Source organism: Methylococcus sp. S1M (assembly GCF_051295855.1).
Lineage (GTDB): Bacteria > Pseudomonadota > Gammaproteobacteria > Methylococcales > Methylococcaceae > Methylococcus > Methylococcus capsulatus.
The window spans coordinates 55954-70634 of sequence record NZ_JBPDXO010000002.1 but is presented as its reverse complement, the minus strand read 5'-3'; the positions used below and the strand labels follow the sequence as shown (position 1 = coordinate 70634).

Genomic DNA, 14681 nt, shown 5'->3' with positions numbered 1-14681 from the left:
GGGACCGGTTTCAATGCGCCAAAGCCAGCATTTCTCGTGCGTGGGCCAGGGTCTGCTCGGTGATGCGCAGGCCGCCGAGCATGCGGGCGATTTCGCCGGTGCGTTCGTCCATGCTCAGCGGGCGTACCGTGGATTGGGTGACGCCGTCCTGCGCATGTTTCTCCACCAGGAGATGCTGATGGCCCAGGGCCGCGATCTGGGGCAGGTGGGTCACGCACAGCACTTGGCGGTTGACACCGAGTGAGCGCAACTTGGTTCCCACCATCTCGGCCACGCCGCCGCCGATGCCGGTGTCTACCTCGTCGTAGATCAGGGTAGGCGTGGTCTTTTGCGCGATCGACGCCACTTCGATCGCCAGGCTGATGCGGGAGAGTTCGCCTCCGGAAGCGACCCGCGACAGTGGCCGCGGCGGCAGACCCGGATTGGCGCTGACCAGGAATTCGATCCTGTCGCGACCGTGGGGGGTGGGCGCCGATTCGGTATCCGTCTCGAAGGCGACGGCGAAGCGCCCGTGCGGCATGCCGAGTTCATGGATGAGCCGAGAGATGTCCGTCTCCAGCCCCTCGGCTGCTGCCCGCCGCTTTTCCGAGAGGCTGCGGGCGACGGCATCGTAGGCGGACAGCAGTTCGCTTCGTTCGGCGAGCAGGTGCTCAAGCCGCTCTTCGCCGGTCGCAAGGCTCCGCAATTCGGTCCGGAGCGTTTCGAGGTGGGCGGGCAGTTCTTCCGGGCGCACCTGGTGCTTGCGTCCGAGCTGGTGGACTTCCGCCAGCCGTTGTTCCAGCGCCGCCAATCTAGCCGGATCGGGATCGAGTGCGTCCAGGTGATGGCGCAACGCCATCGCCGCTTCTTTGACCTGTATGCGGGCGCTTTCCAGCAGATCCAGTATCTCGGCGAAGTCCTTCGACAGCTGAGCGAGTTCGCCGACCGCATGTGTGGACTGGGCCAGCAGACCGTTCACCGAATACTGTTCATCCTCGTAAAGCAGCTTGAGCTGCGCGTAACCGATTTCGGAAACCCGCCCGAGATTGGCCAGCAGCTCGTGCTCGTCCGACAGTGCACCGTAATCCAGGCCCGCGATCCCGAGTTGTTCCAGTTCGTTCACCTGGTACTGGAGCAATTCCTGGCGCGCGTTGCGACTGCTGGCGTCCTGTTGCAGGCGGTCGATCCGCTCGGAAACCTCTTTCCAGCGCTCGAAAATCCGCTTCAGCTCCGAGGCCAGTTCGCGGCTGCCCGCGTGCCGGTCCAGCAAGGCCCGCTGTTCGCCAGCCTGCAGCAGGTTCAGATGAGCGTGCTGACCGTGGATTTCCACCAGATGCCTTCCCAGCGCCTGGAGGTTCGGGAGGGTCGCGGGACGGCCATTGATGAAAGCGCGCGAGCGCCCATCCGTACCGATGGTCCGGCGAATCACGCAGGTATCTTCATCGGGTTCGGCCAGCTCGTTGTCGATGAGCCAGTCCCGGGCAGAAGGGGCATCGCCCAGATCGAAGCAGAGGCTGACTTCGCCCCGCTCCGCGCCCGGCCGTACCAGACCGGAGTCGGCCCGGTCGCCCAGTGCCAGTCCCAGAGCGGTGAGCAGGATGGACTTGCCGGCACCGGTCTCGCCTGTGAGCACGGTGAAGCCGGGGCGGAGGTCCAGATCGAGGGCGGATACCACCGCGAGGTCCCGTATGCTCAGGCTGGTCAGCATGGCTCAGCGGTTGCTCCAGTTGAGCTTGTGCCTCAGGATCTGGAAGAAATCGTAGTCCGTCGGGTGAAGGATACGGAAAGGCCGTTCCGCCTTGCGAATTTCGATGCGGTCCTCGATCCCGACGTCCGGGAAGGGGACGTTGTCGCAGCTTACCTGGGCGCGGAATTCCTTGTTCGGCCGGAAAGCGATCGTGACCAGGCTGTCGCCGGAAATGACGATGGGACGGTTGGACAGGGTGTGGGGGTTGATCGGCGCCAGTACCGTGGCATTGAGCGTGGGATAGAGGATCGGGCCTCCGGCCGACAGCGCATAGGCAGTTGAACCGGTGGGCGTGGAGACGATCAGCCCGTCGGAGCGCTGGGAATTCAGAAACACGCCATCGATGGCGGTTTCCAGTTCGATCATGCTGGTCGCGCTGCCACTGTGGACGACGACTTCGTTGATTGCGCTGCCTTGCGCGATGGTCTGCCCGTTCCGGATCAACCGGGCCGTCAGAGGGTAACGCTCCTCGGCGCGGCAGGCCCCGCTCAATATCGCATTGAGCTTGTCGACGGCCTCGTTGGGCGAGATGTCCACCAGGAATCCCAGCCGGCCCAGATTGATCCCCACGAGGGGAACGCCATGGGCGTAAAGGCTGCGGGCGGCTCCCAGCAAGGTGCCGTCCCCGCCGACGACGACGGCGATATCTGCCTGCCGTGCCAGTTCGGGCATCGTGCCGGTCCGGGCAGAACGCGGAAAAAGCCCCGCGCACCCGTGCTCCACCAGAATTTCGAGACCGGAAGTCAGCAGATAGGAGTGAATGGCGGCGAGCGTATCCGCTATCCGGGGAGCGTCCGGTTTTCCGATGAGCGCGATGGTGCGAAATTGCGATGGCATCCGCCAGAACTCGAGTGAGGAGGGGTTGAGAATTCGATGCCTTCAGGATCTTGATCAGGATTGGCAAGGCTCGGGGGCGACCGCCGGTCGAAGGGGGCGGATACCGCATTTTTGCCAAATGGTAGGACCTTCTTGACACTTTATCTAGGGGTTGTTAGCTTTTTGGCACTCCAATGGGCCGAGTGCTATTCCTAAAATTAAATCCTTTACGGAATTTCCGTGGCGAGTTTCCCAGAACTGAGCGAACGCGCGCAGCAACTCCTGAAGGCGCTGGTGGAGCGTTACATCGGCGAGGGTCAGCCTGTGGGTTCGCGCGTTCTCGCCCGGGATGCCGGCTTGAGTCCGGCAACGATACGCAACGTCATGGCCGATCTCGAGGAACTCGGCCTGATCACCTCGCCGCATACCTCGGCGGGGCGTCTGCCCACCGTGAGCGGCTATCGCCTGTTCGTCGATTCCCTGCTGACCGTGAAACCTCTGCATCAGGCCATCGTCGACCAGTTGTGGCTGGATCTGGAAAGCCGGGAAAACCCGCGCGATCTGCTGGAAACGGCTTCCAAGCTGCTGTCCGAGCTGACCCACATGGCTTGCATCATTTCCATGCCGAGGCGGGAAACCCTGGTGTTCCAGCACATCGAATTTCTCCCCCTCTCGGACAACCGGGTGCTGGCCATCCTGGTCACGAGTGACCAGGAAATCCACAACAAGATCATCCACACGCCCCACAAATTCAGTGCCGCGGAGTTGCAGACGGCGGCCAACTTCTTCAACGCCGTCTGCGGCGGCAAGGACATGGTTTCGGCCCGGGAGCATCTGCGCGCCGAGTTGGCGAAGGAACGCGACCGTTTGAGTGAACAGCTGTTGCAGGCGGGCGAGATCGCCGAACAGGCTCTGGCCGAGGGCGGGCGTTCCAGGAAGCCGTTCCTGGTGCGCGGGGAAACCAACCTCATGGATTTCGTCGAGCTGGCCGACGTCGACCGGCTGCGCGGTCTGTTCGAGGCGTTCCGGCAGAAAGAAAGCATCGTCGGCCTGCTCGATCGCTGCCTCGAGTCGCCCGGGGTGAAGATCATCATCGGAGAGGAGAGTGGTTTCCGGCCGCTGGAGCCCTGCAGCCTGGTGACGGCTTCCTATTCGGTCGACAACCGGGTGATGGGAGTACTCGGCGTGATCGGACCGACCCGGATGAAGTATGAACGGGTGATTCCGCTAGTGGACGTCACCGCGAAACTGGTGGGAGCGGCCTTGAATCAGCGGACGCTGGCCCCAACTTAGCATTGCCGGAGTCGTGACGGCAAAAGGACATCCGCCGCCCGCTCCCGCCGAGGGGCCGGGCGGTTTCATTTTTCCCGATCCAAACTCTATTAAACCCTGTAATCGGACTATGAGCGAAGAAGAATTGACCAACGGCCCCGGCCCGGAGCCTCAGCCGGAACCGCTGGAGGTGGAGAGCACACCCCTCGAAGCTGCGCCAGCCGCTGAGCCGGACAAGGCCCTGCTCGAGGCGCAGCAGCAGGCCAGCGAAAACTGGGACCGGTTCGTTCGGGCCCAGGCGGAAATGGAAAACCTGCGCCGCCGGCTGGAGAAAGACATCCAGAACGCCCACAAGTACGCGCTGGAAAAATTCGCCAAGGAGCTACTGCCGGTCATGGACAGCCTGGAGCTGGGCATCGCAGCTTCCACCGGCGATGCGCCCGACGTCGCCAAGCTCCGGGAAGGGGCGGAGCTGACCTTGAAGCAGTTCAAGAGCGTGTTTGAGAAATTCGGCATCGCGGTCGTCGATCCGCTCGGCGAGAAGTTCAATCCGGAGCAGCACCAGGCCATGGCCATGGAGCCGGCCGGGGAAGCCGAGCCAAACACGGTCGTCAAGGTCTTTCAGAAAGGCTATCTCCTGAACGACCGGCTGCTTCGGCCGGCGCTCGTCGTCGTGGCCCAGGCTTGAAATCCCCGAGATCGGCCTCACATAGCCTATAGGCTTTCAGAACAATCACTTATAAATCGGAGAAACCCATGGCAAAGATTATCGGGATCGACCTGGGCACCACCAACTCGTGTGTGGCCATCCTCGAGGGCGGCAAGCCCCGCGTGATCGAGAATTCCGAAGGTGCACGCACCACCCCCTCGATCGTCGCTTTCACTGCGGACAACGAGGTGTTGGTGGGGCAGTCCGCCAAGCGGCAGGCCATCACCAATCCGAAGAACACCTTGTTTGCGATAAAGCGGCTGATCGGTCGTCGCTACAAGGATGACGTCGTCCAGAAAGACATCAAGATGGTGCCTTATACGATCGTCGAAGCGGAGAACGGCGACGCCTGGGTGGAGGTCGGCGGAAAGAAGATGGCGCCACCGGAGATTTCGGCGCGCGTGCTGATGAAGCTCAAGAAGGACGCGGAGGCCTATCTGGGTGAAGAAGTCAAGGAAGCGGTCATCACCGTGCCGGCGTATTTCAACGACTCTCAGCGCCAGGCCACCAAGGACGCCGGCCGTATCGCCGGTCTGGATGTCAAGCGCATCATCAATGAGCCGACCGCGGCAGCGCTGGCCTATGGTATGGACAAGAGCCGCGGCGACCAGAAGATCGCGGTCTACGACCTGGGTGGCGGCACTTTCGACATCTCCATCATCGAGATCGCCGAAGTCGACGGCGAGCATCAGTTCGAGGTGCTGTCGACCAACGGCGATACCTTCCTCGGCGGCGAAGACTTCGATCTGCGCATCATCGAATACATCGTAGACGAGTTCCGTAAGGAACAGGGCATCGATCTGCACAACGATCCGCTGGCGCTGCAACGCCTGAAGGAGTCTGCCGAAAAGGCCAAGATCGAGCTGTCGTCCAGCCAGCAGACCGAGATCAACCTGCCCTACATCACGGCGGATGCGACCGGGCCCAAACACCTCAACGTCAAGCTCACCCGGGCCAAGCTGGAGGCGCTGGTGGAGGATCTGATCCTGCGCACCCGCGGTCCTTGTGAAACCGCGCTGAAGGATGCCGGTTTGAAGTCGGCCGACATCGATGAAGTCATCCTGGTCGGCGGTCAGACCCGGATGCCCAAAGTGCAGGAGTTCGTCAAGGAAATCTTCGGCAGGGAGCCGCGTAAGGACGTCAATCCGGATGAGGCCGTGGCGGTCGGCGCCGCCATTCAGGCCGGCGTGCTCGGTGGCCAGGTGAAGGATGTGCTGTTGCTGGATGTGACCCCCTTGTCCCTGGGTATCGAGACCCTGGGCGGCGTCATGACCAAATTGATCGAAAAGAACACCACGATCCCGACCAAGGCCACACAGGTGTTTTCCACCGCCGAGGACAACCAGACGGCCGTGACCATCCATGTGTTGCAGGGTGAGCGTGAAATGGCCCGTGACAACAAGTCGCTGGGGCGTTTCGACCTGAGCGACATCCCGATGGCACCGCGCGGCGTGCCGCAGATCGAGGTGACTTTCGACATCGATGCCAACGGCATCCTGAACGTCTCGGCCAAGGACAAGGCGACAGGCAAACAGCAGTCCATCGTCATCCGCGCCTCCAGCGGCCTGTCCGAGGACGAGATCAAGCGGATGGTGAAGGATGCCGAACTGCACGCGGAAGAAGACCGCCGCATGCACGAGCTGGTCAGCGCGCGCAATCACGCCGATGCCGTGGTCCACGCCACCAACAAGACACTCGCCGAACTGGGCGACAAGGTCTCCGGCGAGGAGCGGGCGAAAATCGAAGCGGCCCTGAACGACCTGAAGGATGCCATGGGCGGTGACAACAAGGATCTGATCGAGCAGCGGACCAGCGCGTTGACCGAACTCTCCGGCAAGCTTGCCGAACGGCTCTATACCCAGCAGGGCGGCACGGCAGGCAGTGAAACGCACAGCCACGAAAAGGCTGGCGGGTCGGGCGGCGATGACGTCGTCGACGCCGAGTTTGAGGAAGTCCGCGACGACAAGCGTTGAACCGCGGCGGACCGTGCAGCATCCCCCCGTGGGACGCGGTTCATCCTGATCCCTCTTGATCGGGCCGCCGGCGTCGAGCCGGCGGTTGTGCGTTTATGGCAAAAGAAGACTATTACGAAACGCTCGGGGTTCCTCGCAACGCCAGCGACAGCGACATCAAGAAGGCGTTCCGCCGCCTCGCGATGAAATACCACCCCGACCGGAACAAGGACAATCCCGAGGCCGAGGAGCGTTTCAAGAGCGTGAAGGAGGCCTACGATGTCCTCTCAGACCCCAAGAAGCGGTCGGCCTATGATCAGTTCGGCCATGCCGGCATCGATCCTTCGATGGGCGGAGGCGGCGGCTTCGGATTCACGGGTGACAGTTTCAGCGATATTTTCGGCGATGTCTTTGGGGATATCTTCGGTGGAGGTGGACGCCGTCGAGGCCGGGGGCAACGGGGGAGTGATCTGCGCTATAACCTCGAGCTTACGCTGGAGGAGGCCGTAGCCGGGACCGAAGCGAAGATCAAGGTGCCGACGTGGGTCACCTGCACCGAGTGTGGTGGTTCCGGTGCCAAGAAAGGCAGCGCTCCCGTGACCTGCCCGACCTGCCACGGCCAGGGTGCGGTGCGCATGCAGCAGGGCTTCTTCTCGGTTCAGCAGACTTGTCCGACCTGTCGCGGCACCGGCCAGCACATTTCCGACCCCTGCCGGGTCTGTTACGGCCAGGGCCGCGTGCAGGAGACCAAGACCTTGTCGGTCAAAATTCCGCCCGGCGTGGATACCGGCGACCGTATCCGGCTTTCCGGCGAGGGTGAAGCGGGGGAGGGCGGCGGGCCGCCGGGCGATCTCTACGTACACATCGGCGTCAAGCAGCATCCCATCTTCACGCGGGACGGCGCCGATCTGTACTGCGAAGTGCCGATCGGTTTCCCTACCGCCTGTCTGGGCGGCGAACTGGAAGTGCCGACGCTGGACGGCAAGGTGGTGCTCAAGATTCCGGCCGAGACCCAGACCGGGCGGCTGTTTCGGGTCCGTGGGAAGGGTGTCAAGCCGGTCCGGGGCGGCGTGGCCGGTGACCTGCTGTGCCGGGTGAGAGTCGAGACGCCGGTGCACCTGAACAAGGAGCAGATCGACCTGATTCGGCAGCTCGACGAATCCTTGCGGGGCGGTGGCAGCCATCACAGTCCCCAGGCACATGGTTGGTTGGACGGGGTCAAACAGTTCTTCGATCGCCTGGGACTTTGAGAGGGAAGGCTGGAACCATGGTGATCAGAACAGGAATAGCGGGTGTCGCCGGCCGGATGGGCGGCAATCTCGTGCGCGCATGCTTAGCCGATCCGGCAGTGGAGCTAACGGCGGCGATCGCGCGTCCCGGGAGTCCGGTGGTGGGGCGCGACGCGGGCGAGCTGGCCGGTTTGTCGGCGATCGGTTTGCCCGTGGTCGGCAACCTGAGCGAAGTTTCGGACAAAGTCGATGTACTGATCGACTTCACCCTGCCGGAAGTCACGCTGGCCCATCTCGAATCCTGCCGTTCGGCCGGAATCCGGCTGGTGATCGGCACGACCGGTTTCAGCGCGGAGCAGCGCCAGCTCATAGCCGCCGCCGCGGAGGGCATGGGTATCGTGTTCGCGCCCAACATGAGCGTGGGTGTGAATCTGGCCCTCAAGCTGCTGGATATCGCCGCCCGGGTGGTGGGCGAGCATGCCGACATCGAGATCGTCGAGGCGCATCACCGCCATAAGATCGACGCGCCCTCCGGAACCGCGCTGCGCATGGGCGAAGTGGTGGCGAAAGCCTTGGGGCGGAACTTGCAGGACTGCGCGATCTACGGCCGCGAAGGCATCACCGGGATACGCGATGCCAAGACCATCGGTTTCTCCACCATCCGCGCCGGCGACATCGTCGGCGAGCACACCGTCATGTTCGCCGACGAAGGCGAGCGCATCGAGATCACCCATAAGGCCAGCAGCCGCATGACCTTCGCCAAGGGAGCGGTCAGGGCGGCCGTCTGGCTGATGTCCCAAGGCGAAGGACTGTTCGACATGCAGGACGTGCTGGGTTTGAAGGGATGAGGTGCCGCCGCGCTCTGGATGGACTCCATCAGGGCTATCTTCTATAATCCCACGGCTAAAACGCATCGAATATCCCAACGAGCGGGGCATATCTTCGGGTCTGCCCCGTTTTTGCACGTCTTGAGGTGGCTTTTTTGAAAACTCCCGCGCTGCTCGCTCTTGACGACGGTACCGTGTTTCGTGGCTACGCGATCGGGGCCGAGGGGGCATCGGTGGGCGAGGTGGTGTTCAATACCTCGATCACCGGCTACCAGGAAATCCTCACCGATCCGTCCTACGCGCGGCAGATCGTCGCGCTGACCTATCCCCACATCGGCAACACCGGCATCAACGAAGAAGACACCGAATCTACCGGCATTTTCGCCAGCGGATTGGTGATCCGTGATCTGCCGCTGCGGGCCAGCAACTGGCGGTGCGAGCGCCGGCTCGACGAATACCTGCGCCAGCGCGGCGTGGTCGGCATTGCCGGCCTGGATACCCGCCGGCTGACCCGTATCCTGCGCGACAAGGGGGCCCAGCGCGGTTGCATCGCAGCCGGCAACGCTCTGGATGCCGACGCTGCGGTGGCGATGGCCCGGGGTTTTCCCGGATTGCAGGGTATGGATCTGGCTCAGGTCGTCACCACCCCGCAGCGCTATGAGTGGACCGAAGGCAGCTGGCGGTTCGGCGCCGAGCCGGTGCAGTCAGGTCAAGGCGGTTTCCATGTCGTCGCGTACGATTTCGGAGTCAAGCGAAACATCCTGCGACTGCTCGCGGATCGAGGCTGCCGGGTCACCGTGGTACCCGCCCGGACGCCGGCAGCGGAAGCGTTGGCGCTCAAACCCGACGGGTTGTTCCTATCGAACGGTCCTGGTGATCCGGAGCCTTGTGACTACGCCGTTGCGGCGATCCGGGAATTCCTGGACACCGGCATTCCGGTTTTCGGCATCTGCCTGGGGCATCAGTTGCTGGCCCTCGCGGCGGGCGCGCGCACGTCGAAGATGAAGTTCGGCCATCACGGCGCAAACCATCCGGTGCAGGACCTGAGCACCGGCCGGGTCGTGATCACCAGCCAGAACCACGGTTTCGCCGTGGAGGAGGCCAGCCTGCCGGCGAACGTGAGACCGACCCACCGCTCGCTGTTCGACGGCAGTCTGCAGGGCATCGAATTCACCGATCGTTCTGCCTTCAGTTTCCAAGGGCATCCGGAAGCCAGTCCTGGCCCGCACGATCTGTGCGACCTGTTCGACCGCTTCGTCGGCGCCATGAGAGCCGCCCGCAACCGCCATTAACGGTGTCCTTCGTTCATGCCAAAACGTACCGATATCAAATCGATTCTGCTCCTGGGCGCCGGCCCCATCGTCATCGGCCAGGCCTGTGAGTTCGACTACTCCGGCGCCCAGGCCTGCAAGGCACTGAAGGAGGAAGGCTATCGGGTCATCCTGGTCAATTCGAATCCGGCCACGATCATGACGGACCCGGAGATGGCCGATGCAACCTACATCGAACCGATCGACTGGCAGACGGTTGCCCGCATCATCGAAAAGGAGCGTCCGGATGCGCTGCTGCCGACCATGGGCGGCCAGACGGCGCTCAACTGTGCACTGGACCTGGACCGCGAAGGTGTGCTGGAGCGGTTTGGGGTGGAGATGATCGGCGCCAGCCGCGAAGCCATCGCCAAGGCCGAGGACCGCGACCAGTTCCGCAAGGCCATGATCAAGATCGGCCTGTCAGTACCGAAATCCGAGGTGGCTCACAGCCTTGAAGAGGCGTTGTCCGTGCTGGACATGGTCGGCTATCCCGCCATCATCCGACCTTCCTTTACCCTGGGTGGGTCCGGTGGCGGTATCGCCTACAACCGCGAGGAGTTCGTGGAAATCTGCGAACGCGGGCTGGAGCTTTCGCCGACCCACGAACTGCTGATCGAGGAGTCGGTGCTCGGCTGGAAAGAGTACGAGATGGAGGTGGTGCGCGACCGTGCCGACAACTGCATCATCGTCTGTTCGATCGAAAACCTCGATCCCATGGGGGTTCATACCGGCGATTCGATCACGGTCGCGCCGGCGCAGACGCTGACCGACAAGGAATACCAGATCATGCGTGACGCCTCGATCGCGGTGCTGCGCGAGATCGGGGTGGATACCGGCGGTTCCAACGTCCAGTTCGCCGTCAATCCGAGGGACGGCCGTCTGATCGTGATCGAGATGAATCCCCGGGTGTCGCGTTCTTCGGCGCTGGCTTCCAAGGCCACCGGTTTCCCCATTGCCAAGGTCGCTGCCAAGCTGGCGGTCGGCTATACCCTGGACGAGCTGCGCAACGAGATCACCGGCGGTGCCATGCCGGCGTCGTTCGAACCGACCATCGATTATGTGGTGACCAAGGTCCCGCGCTTCACCTTCGAAAAATTCCCGCAGGCGGACGATCGCCTCACCACCCAGATGAAGTCGGTAGGCGAAGCCATGGCGATCGGCCGGACTTTCCAGGAGTCGCTGCAGAAGGCCTTACGCAGCCTGGAGATCGGGGTGGACGGGTTGGTCGGCAAGCTCACTGCGGACAGCGACGACCGGGTGGAGCGCTTGCAGCGCGAGCTGGGCCATCCGGGCTGCGACCGCCTGTTCTACGTCGCCGACGCTTTCCGGCTGGGTTGGAGTCTCGACCAGGTCCATGAGCTGAGTGCCATCGATCCCTGGTTCCTCGCCCAGATCGAGGATTTGATCCTCGAGGAAGCCGCCCTGGCCAAGCGTACCCTTGCATCGCTTACCCCTGACGAACTGCTGGCTCTGAAACGCAAGGGATTCTCCGATTCCCGTCTGGCCCGCCTGCTGGACCGCAGCGAAGCCGAAGTGCGGGCGGTGCGACATCGTTTCGGCATCCGTCCGGTGTACAAGCGGATCGACTCCTGCGCGGCCGAGTTCGCCACCGTCACCGCTTATCTTTACTCGACCTACGAGGAAGAGTGTGAAGCCGCGCCGACGGACCGGGAGAAGATCGTCGTGCTCGGCGGCGGTCCCAACCGCATCGGCCAGGGCATCGAGTTCGACTATTGCTGCGTGCACGCGGCGATGGCGCTGCGCGAGGATGGTTTCGAAACCATCATGATCAACTGCAATCCGGAGACGGTGTCGACCGATTTCGACACTTCCGACCGCCTGTATTTCGAGCCGCTGACGCTGGAGGATGTGCTCGAAGTGGTTCATCTGGAGAAGCCGAAGGGCGTGATCGTGCAATACGGCGGCCAGACGCCGCTGAAGCTGGCCCGGGCGCTGGAAGCGGCCGGCGTGCCGATCATCGGCACTTCGCCCGATTCCATAGACCTGGCCGAGGACCGTGAGCGCTTCCAGAAACTGATCGACCGGCTCAACCTGAAACAGCCGCCCAACCGCACCGCGCGCTCGCTGGAAGAGGCCCTGCGGGGTGCCCAGGAAATAGGCTACCCGCTGGTCGTGCGTCCCTCCTATGTATTGGGTGGCCGGGCCATGGAAATCGTGTTCAACGACGATGACCTCAAGCGCTATATGCTGGAAGCCGTCAGTGTTTCCAACGAATCCCCGGTGCTGCTCGACCGCTTCCTGTCCGATGCCATCGAGATGGATGTGGATGCCGTCGCCGACGGCCAGCGCGTGATGATCGGCGGCTTGATGCAGCACATCGAGCAGGCGGGGGTGCATTCGGGCGATTCCGCCTGCTCGATTCCGCCGTATGACCTGCGGGTGGACATCCAGGACCGGGTCAGAGAGCAGGTCCGCCTGCTGGCGGAGGCATTGGGCGTGGTCGGTTTAATGAACACCCAGTTCGCCATCCAGGATGATGAGATATTCGTACTGGAAGTGAATCCGCGCGCCTCCCGCACCGTTCCCTTCGTCTCGAAGGCGACCGGATATCCCCTGGCCAAGGTCGCGGCGCGCTGCATGGTCGGACGCAGCCTCGACCAGCAGGGCGTGAGCGAAGAGCGCATTCCGCCGTATTTCTCGGTGAAGGAGGCGGTGTTTCCCTTCATCAAATTCCCTGGTGTCGACCCGCTGCTCGGGCCGGAGATGAAGTCGACCGGCGAGGTGATGGGTGTCGGCGCCAGTTTCGGCGAGGCTTACGCCAAGGCGCAGCGGGCCGCGAGTGTGCGTCTGGCCTACGAGGGGACGACCCTCATCAGCATCCGTGACGCCGACAAGCCCAAGATCGTTCCGATCGCGAAGGCCCTGGTCGCCAGGGGGTTCCGCCTGGTGGCCACGCGAGGCACGGCGAAGGTGCTGCAGGATGCGGGCGTGCCTTGCGAAAAGGTGAACAAGGTGTACGAAGGGCGGCCGCATATTGTCGACATGATCAAGAACGGCCAGATTCAGCTTATCATCAATACGACCGAGGGCAAGAAGGCCATCGCCGATTCGTTCACCATTCGGCGGCAGGCTCTGCAGCATCAGGTGACCTACACCACCACGATTTCCGGCGCCCATGCGATCTGCTGTGCGCTGGACGAACTCGGCTCGGTGGACGTCAACCGGCTGCAGGATTTGCATGGCGCCCTATCCTGAATCGGAGAATCGGAAGCAGCAGCGATGAACAAGACTCCCATGACCACACGCGGTGCCGAGAAGCTGCGTGAAGAACTCAATCATCTGAAGACGGTGGCGCGGCCCCGGGTCATCGAGGCGATCGCCGAAGCGCGCGCCCATGGCGACCTGAAGGAGAACGCCGAATATCAGGCAGCGCGCGAACAGCAGGGATTCATCGAAGGACGGATCAAGGAGATCGAGGCCAAGCTCGCCAATGCCCAGATCATCGACGTCACGCGGCTGAACCCCGGCGGCAAGGTCGTCTTCGGGGCGACCGCGGAGATCGAAGATCTGGCTTCCGGCGAAGTGGTGACCTATCAAATCGTCGGCGAGGACGAAGCCGAGATCAAAGAAGGGAGGATTTCGGTGACTTCGCCGATCGCGCGCGCCCTCATCGGCAAACAGGAAGGCGACGTAGCGACGGTGCAGGCGCCGGGCGGTACCCGCGAATACGAAATCGTATCGGTCAGATACGTCTAGACTTTCCTGCCCCGCTCAGGCGATTTCCGGAACAGCGTGATCACATGGCCGAGCGACTGGACCAGCTCGGCACCCGACTCTCCGCAGATTTGCGCCGTCATCTCCGCTCTGGTTTCGCGGTCCCCGGCATTGACCCGGACTTTGATCAATTCGTGATGTTCCAGAGCCGTGTCGATTTCGCCGAGCACGCCCGGTGTGATACCGGCCTGGCCGGTGATCACGACCGGCTTCAGTTTGTGGGCCTTGGCGCGTAATTGGCGTCGGAGTTCGGGAGTCATACGTGGCACTCTGTCGAAGAAAAAGCCGTTTATTGTAACGTGATTGAAGAAATTTCTCATGGCAAAGCGTAGCCGGAGCAGCGGCCGCTGGCTGGCGGAGCATTTCTCCGACGAGTACGTGCGCCTGGCGCAGGAGAAAGGTTATCGTTCGAGAGCCGTCTTCAAGCTGATGGAGCTGGACGAGCATGACCGTTTGTTCGCGCCCGGCACCACGGTGATCGACCTCGGGGCGGCCCCAGGCGGTTGGTCGCAATATGCGGCCCGGCGGGTGGGGGCCTCCGGCCGAGTCCTTGCCCTGGACATGCTGCCGATGGAGCCTTTACCCGGCGTCACCGTGGTGCAAGGGGATTTTCTCGACGATGCGGTGTTCCAGGCGATGCTGGAAGCCATCGGCGGGTGCCGTGTGGATGTGGTATTGTCGGACATGGCGCCCAATATGAGCGGTAACCGCAACGTCGACCAGCCGCGCAGCATGTACCTGGCGGAATTGGCCTTCGATCTCGCGGAAAGGGTGCTGGGGCCGAAGGGAAGTTTCGTCGTGAAGCTGTTCCAGGGGGAAGGATTCCAGGAATACGTGGCACGGGCCAGGAAGGCGTTTGGGTCCGTCGGCATGAGGAAGCCGAAGGCCTCGCGGGCACGGAGCGCGGAAATTTACCTGGTCGGTAAGGGATACCGTGGCGCCGACCGCTGAATCAGGGGGGCGGGAACGATTTTGGCCATCCAAGTGTCATATTTGTGTCATGTTGCGTCGGCGATTTTTTCGTGCTGCGGGGAATTCCGTAGCGATCGCGTGCAGGTGTGGATAATATTGCCGTCATCGGTCTGACACAAAATAACAAGAGCCG

12 protein-coding genes are annotated in these 14681 nt (G+C 62.7%); 9 read left to right on the top strand and 3 right to left on the bottom strand.

Annotation, left to right across the window (positions count from 1 at the left end):
* Nucleotides 1–10 precede the first annotated feature (10 nt).
* Nucleotides 11–1687 carry a DNA repair protein RecN gene (recN, locus tag ACSHWJ_RS04000; RefSeq protein ID WP_432539482.1) on the bottom strand — a complete coding sequence of 559 codons (1677 nt, stop codon included), beginning with the start codon at nucleotides 1685–1687 and terminating at the stop codon, nucleotides 11–13.
* A 3-nt stretch (nucleotides 1688–1690) separates the two neighbouring features.
* Nucleotides 1691–2563: an NAD(+) kinase gene (locus ACSHWJ_RS03995; protein WP_017365469.1), complete on the bottom strand. Its 873-nt coding sequence runs from the start codon at nucleotides 2561–2563 to the stop codon at nucleotides 1691–1693.
* 219 nt (nucleotides 2564–2782) lie between these two features.
* On the opposite strand from ACSHWJ_RS03995, the gene hrcA reads away from it, so the two are divergent.
* The 8 genes from hrcA (at nucleotide 2783) to greA (ending at nucleotide 13558) form a co-directional block, all read left to right on the top strand.
* A complete protein-coding gene (gene hrcA / locus ACSHWJ_RS03990; protein WP_010961110.1) occupies nucleotides 2783–3835 on the top strand; it encodes a heat-inducible transcriptional repressor HrcA in 1053 nt (350 codons plus the stop codon).
* A 109-nt stretch (nucleotides 3836–3944) separates the two neighbouring features.
* Entirely contained in the window at nucleotides 3945–4502 is a 558-nt protein-coding gene (grpE, locus tag ACSHWJ_RS03985; protein WP_218797903.1) for a nucleotide exchange factor GrpE, read from the top strand.
* Nucleotides 4503–4570: 68 nt separating this feature from the next.
* Nucleotides 4571–6496 (top strand): molecular chaperone DnaK, encoded by a 1926-nt coding sequence (dnaK, locus tag ACSHWJ_RS03980; protein ID WP_010961108.1) that lies wholly within the window; start codon nucleotides 4571–4573, stop codon nucleotides 6494–6496.
* Between the two features lie 95 nt (nucleotides 6497–6591).
* Nucleotides 6592–7725: a molecular chaperone DnaJ gene (gene dnaJ / locus ACSHWJ_RS03975; RefSeq protein WP_010961107.1), complete on the top strand. Its 1134-nt coding sequence runs from the start codon at nucleotides 6592–6594 to the stop codon at nucleotides 7723–7725.
* 17 nt (nucleotides 7726–7742) lie between these two features.
* Nucleotides 7743–8552 (top strand): 4-hydroxy-tetrahydrodipicolinate reductase, encoded by an 810-nt coding sequence (gene dapB / locus ACSHWJ_RS03970; protein WP_010961106.1) that lies wholly within the window; start codon nucleotides 7743–7745, stop codon nucleotides 8550–8552.
* 134 nt (nucleotides 8553–8686) lie between these two features.
* Nucleotides 8687–9823: a glutamine-hydrolyzing carbamoyl-phosphate synthase small subunit gene (gene carA / locus ACSHWJ_RS03965; protein WP_432539483.1), complete on the top strand. Its 1137-nt coding sequence runs from the start codon at nucleotides 8687–8689 to the stop codon at nucleotides 9821–9823.
* A 15-nt stretch (nucleotides 9824–9838) separates the two neighbouring features.
* On the top strand, nucleotides 9839–13057 hold the full coding sequence (gene carB, locus ACSHWJ_RS03960) for a carbamoyl-phosphate synthase large subunit (RefSeq protein ID WP_017365473.1): 3219 nt from the start codon (nucleotides 9839–9841) through the stop codon (nucleotides 13055–13057).
* 24 nt (nucleotides 13058–13081) lie between these two features.
* Nucleotides 13082–13558 carry a transcription elongation factor GreA gene (greA, locus tag ACSHWJ_RS03955; protein WP_010961103.1) on the top strand — a complete coding sequence of 159 codons (477 nt, stop codon included), beginning with the start codon at nucleotides 13082–13084 and terminating at the stop codon, nucleotides 13556–13558.
* On the opposite strand, the gene yhbY is transcribed toward greA, so the two are convergent.
* Entirely contained in the window at nucleotides 13555–13836 is a 282-nt protein-coding gene (gene yhbY / locus ACSHWJ_RS03950) for a ribosome assembly RNA-binding protein YhbY (RefSeq protein WP_432539484.1), read from the bottom strand. The two genes, greA and yhbY, sit on opposite strands and share 4 nt — an antisense overlap.
* A gap of 58 nt (nucleotides 13837–13894) precedes the next feature.
* On the opposite strand from yhbY, the gene rlmE reads away from it, so the two are divergent.
* Nucleotides 13895–14527, top strand: coding sequence for a 23S rRNA (uridine(2552)-2'-O)-methyltransferase RlmE (rlmE, locus tag ACSHWJ_RS03945; RefSeq protein WP_432539485.1), 633 nt, complete (start codon nucleotides 13895–13897; stop codon nucleotides 14525–14527).
* The last annotated feature ends 154 nt before the right edge of the window (nucleotides 14528–14681 follow it).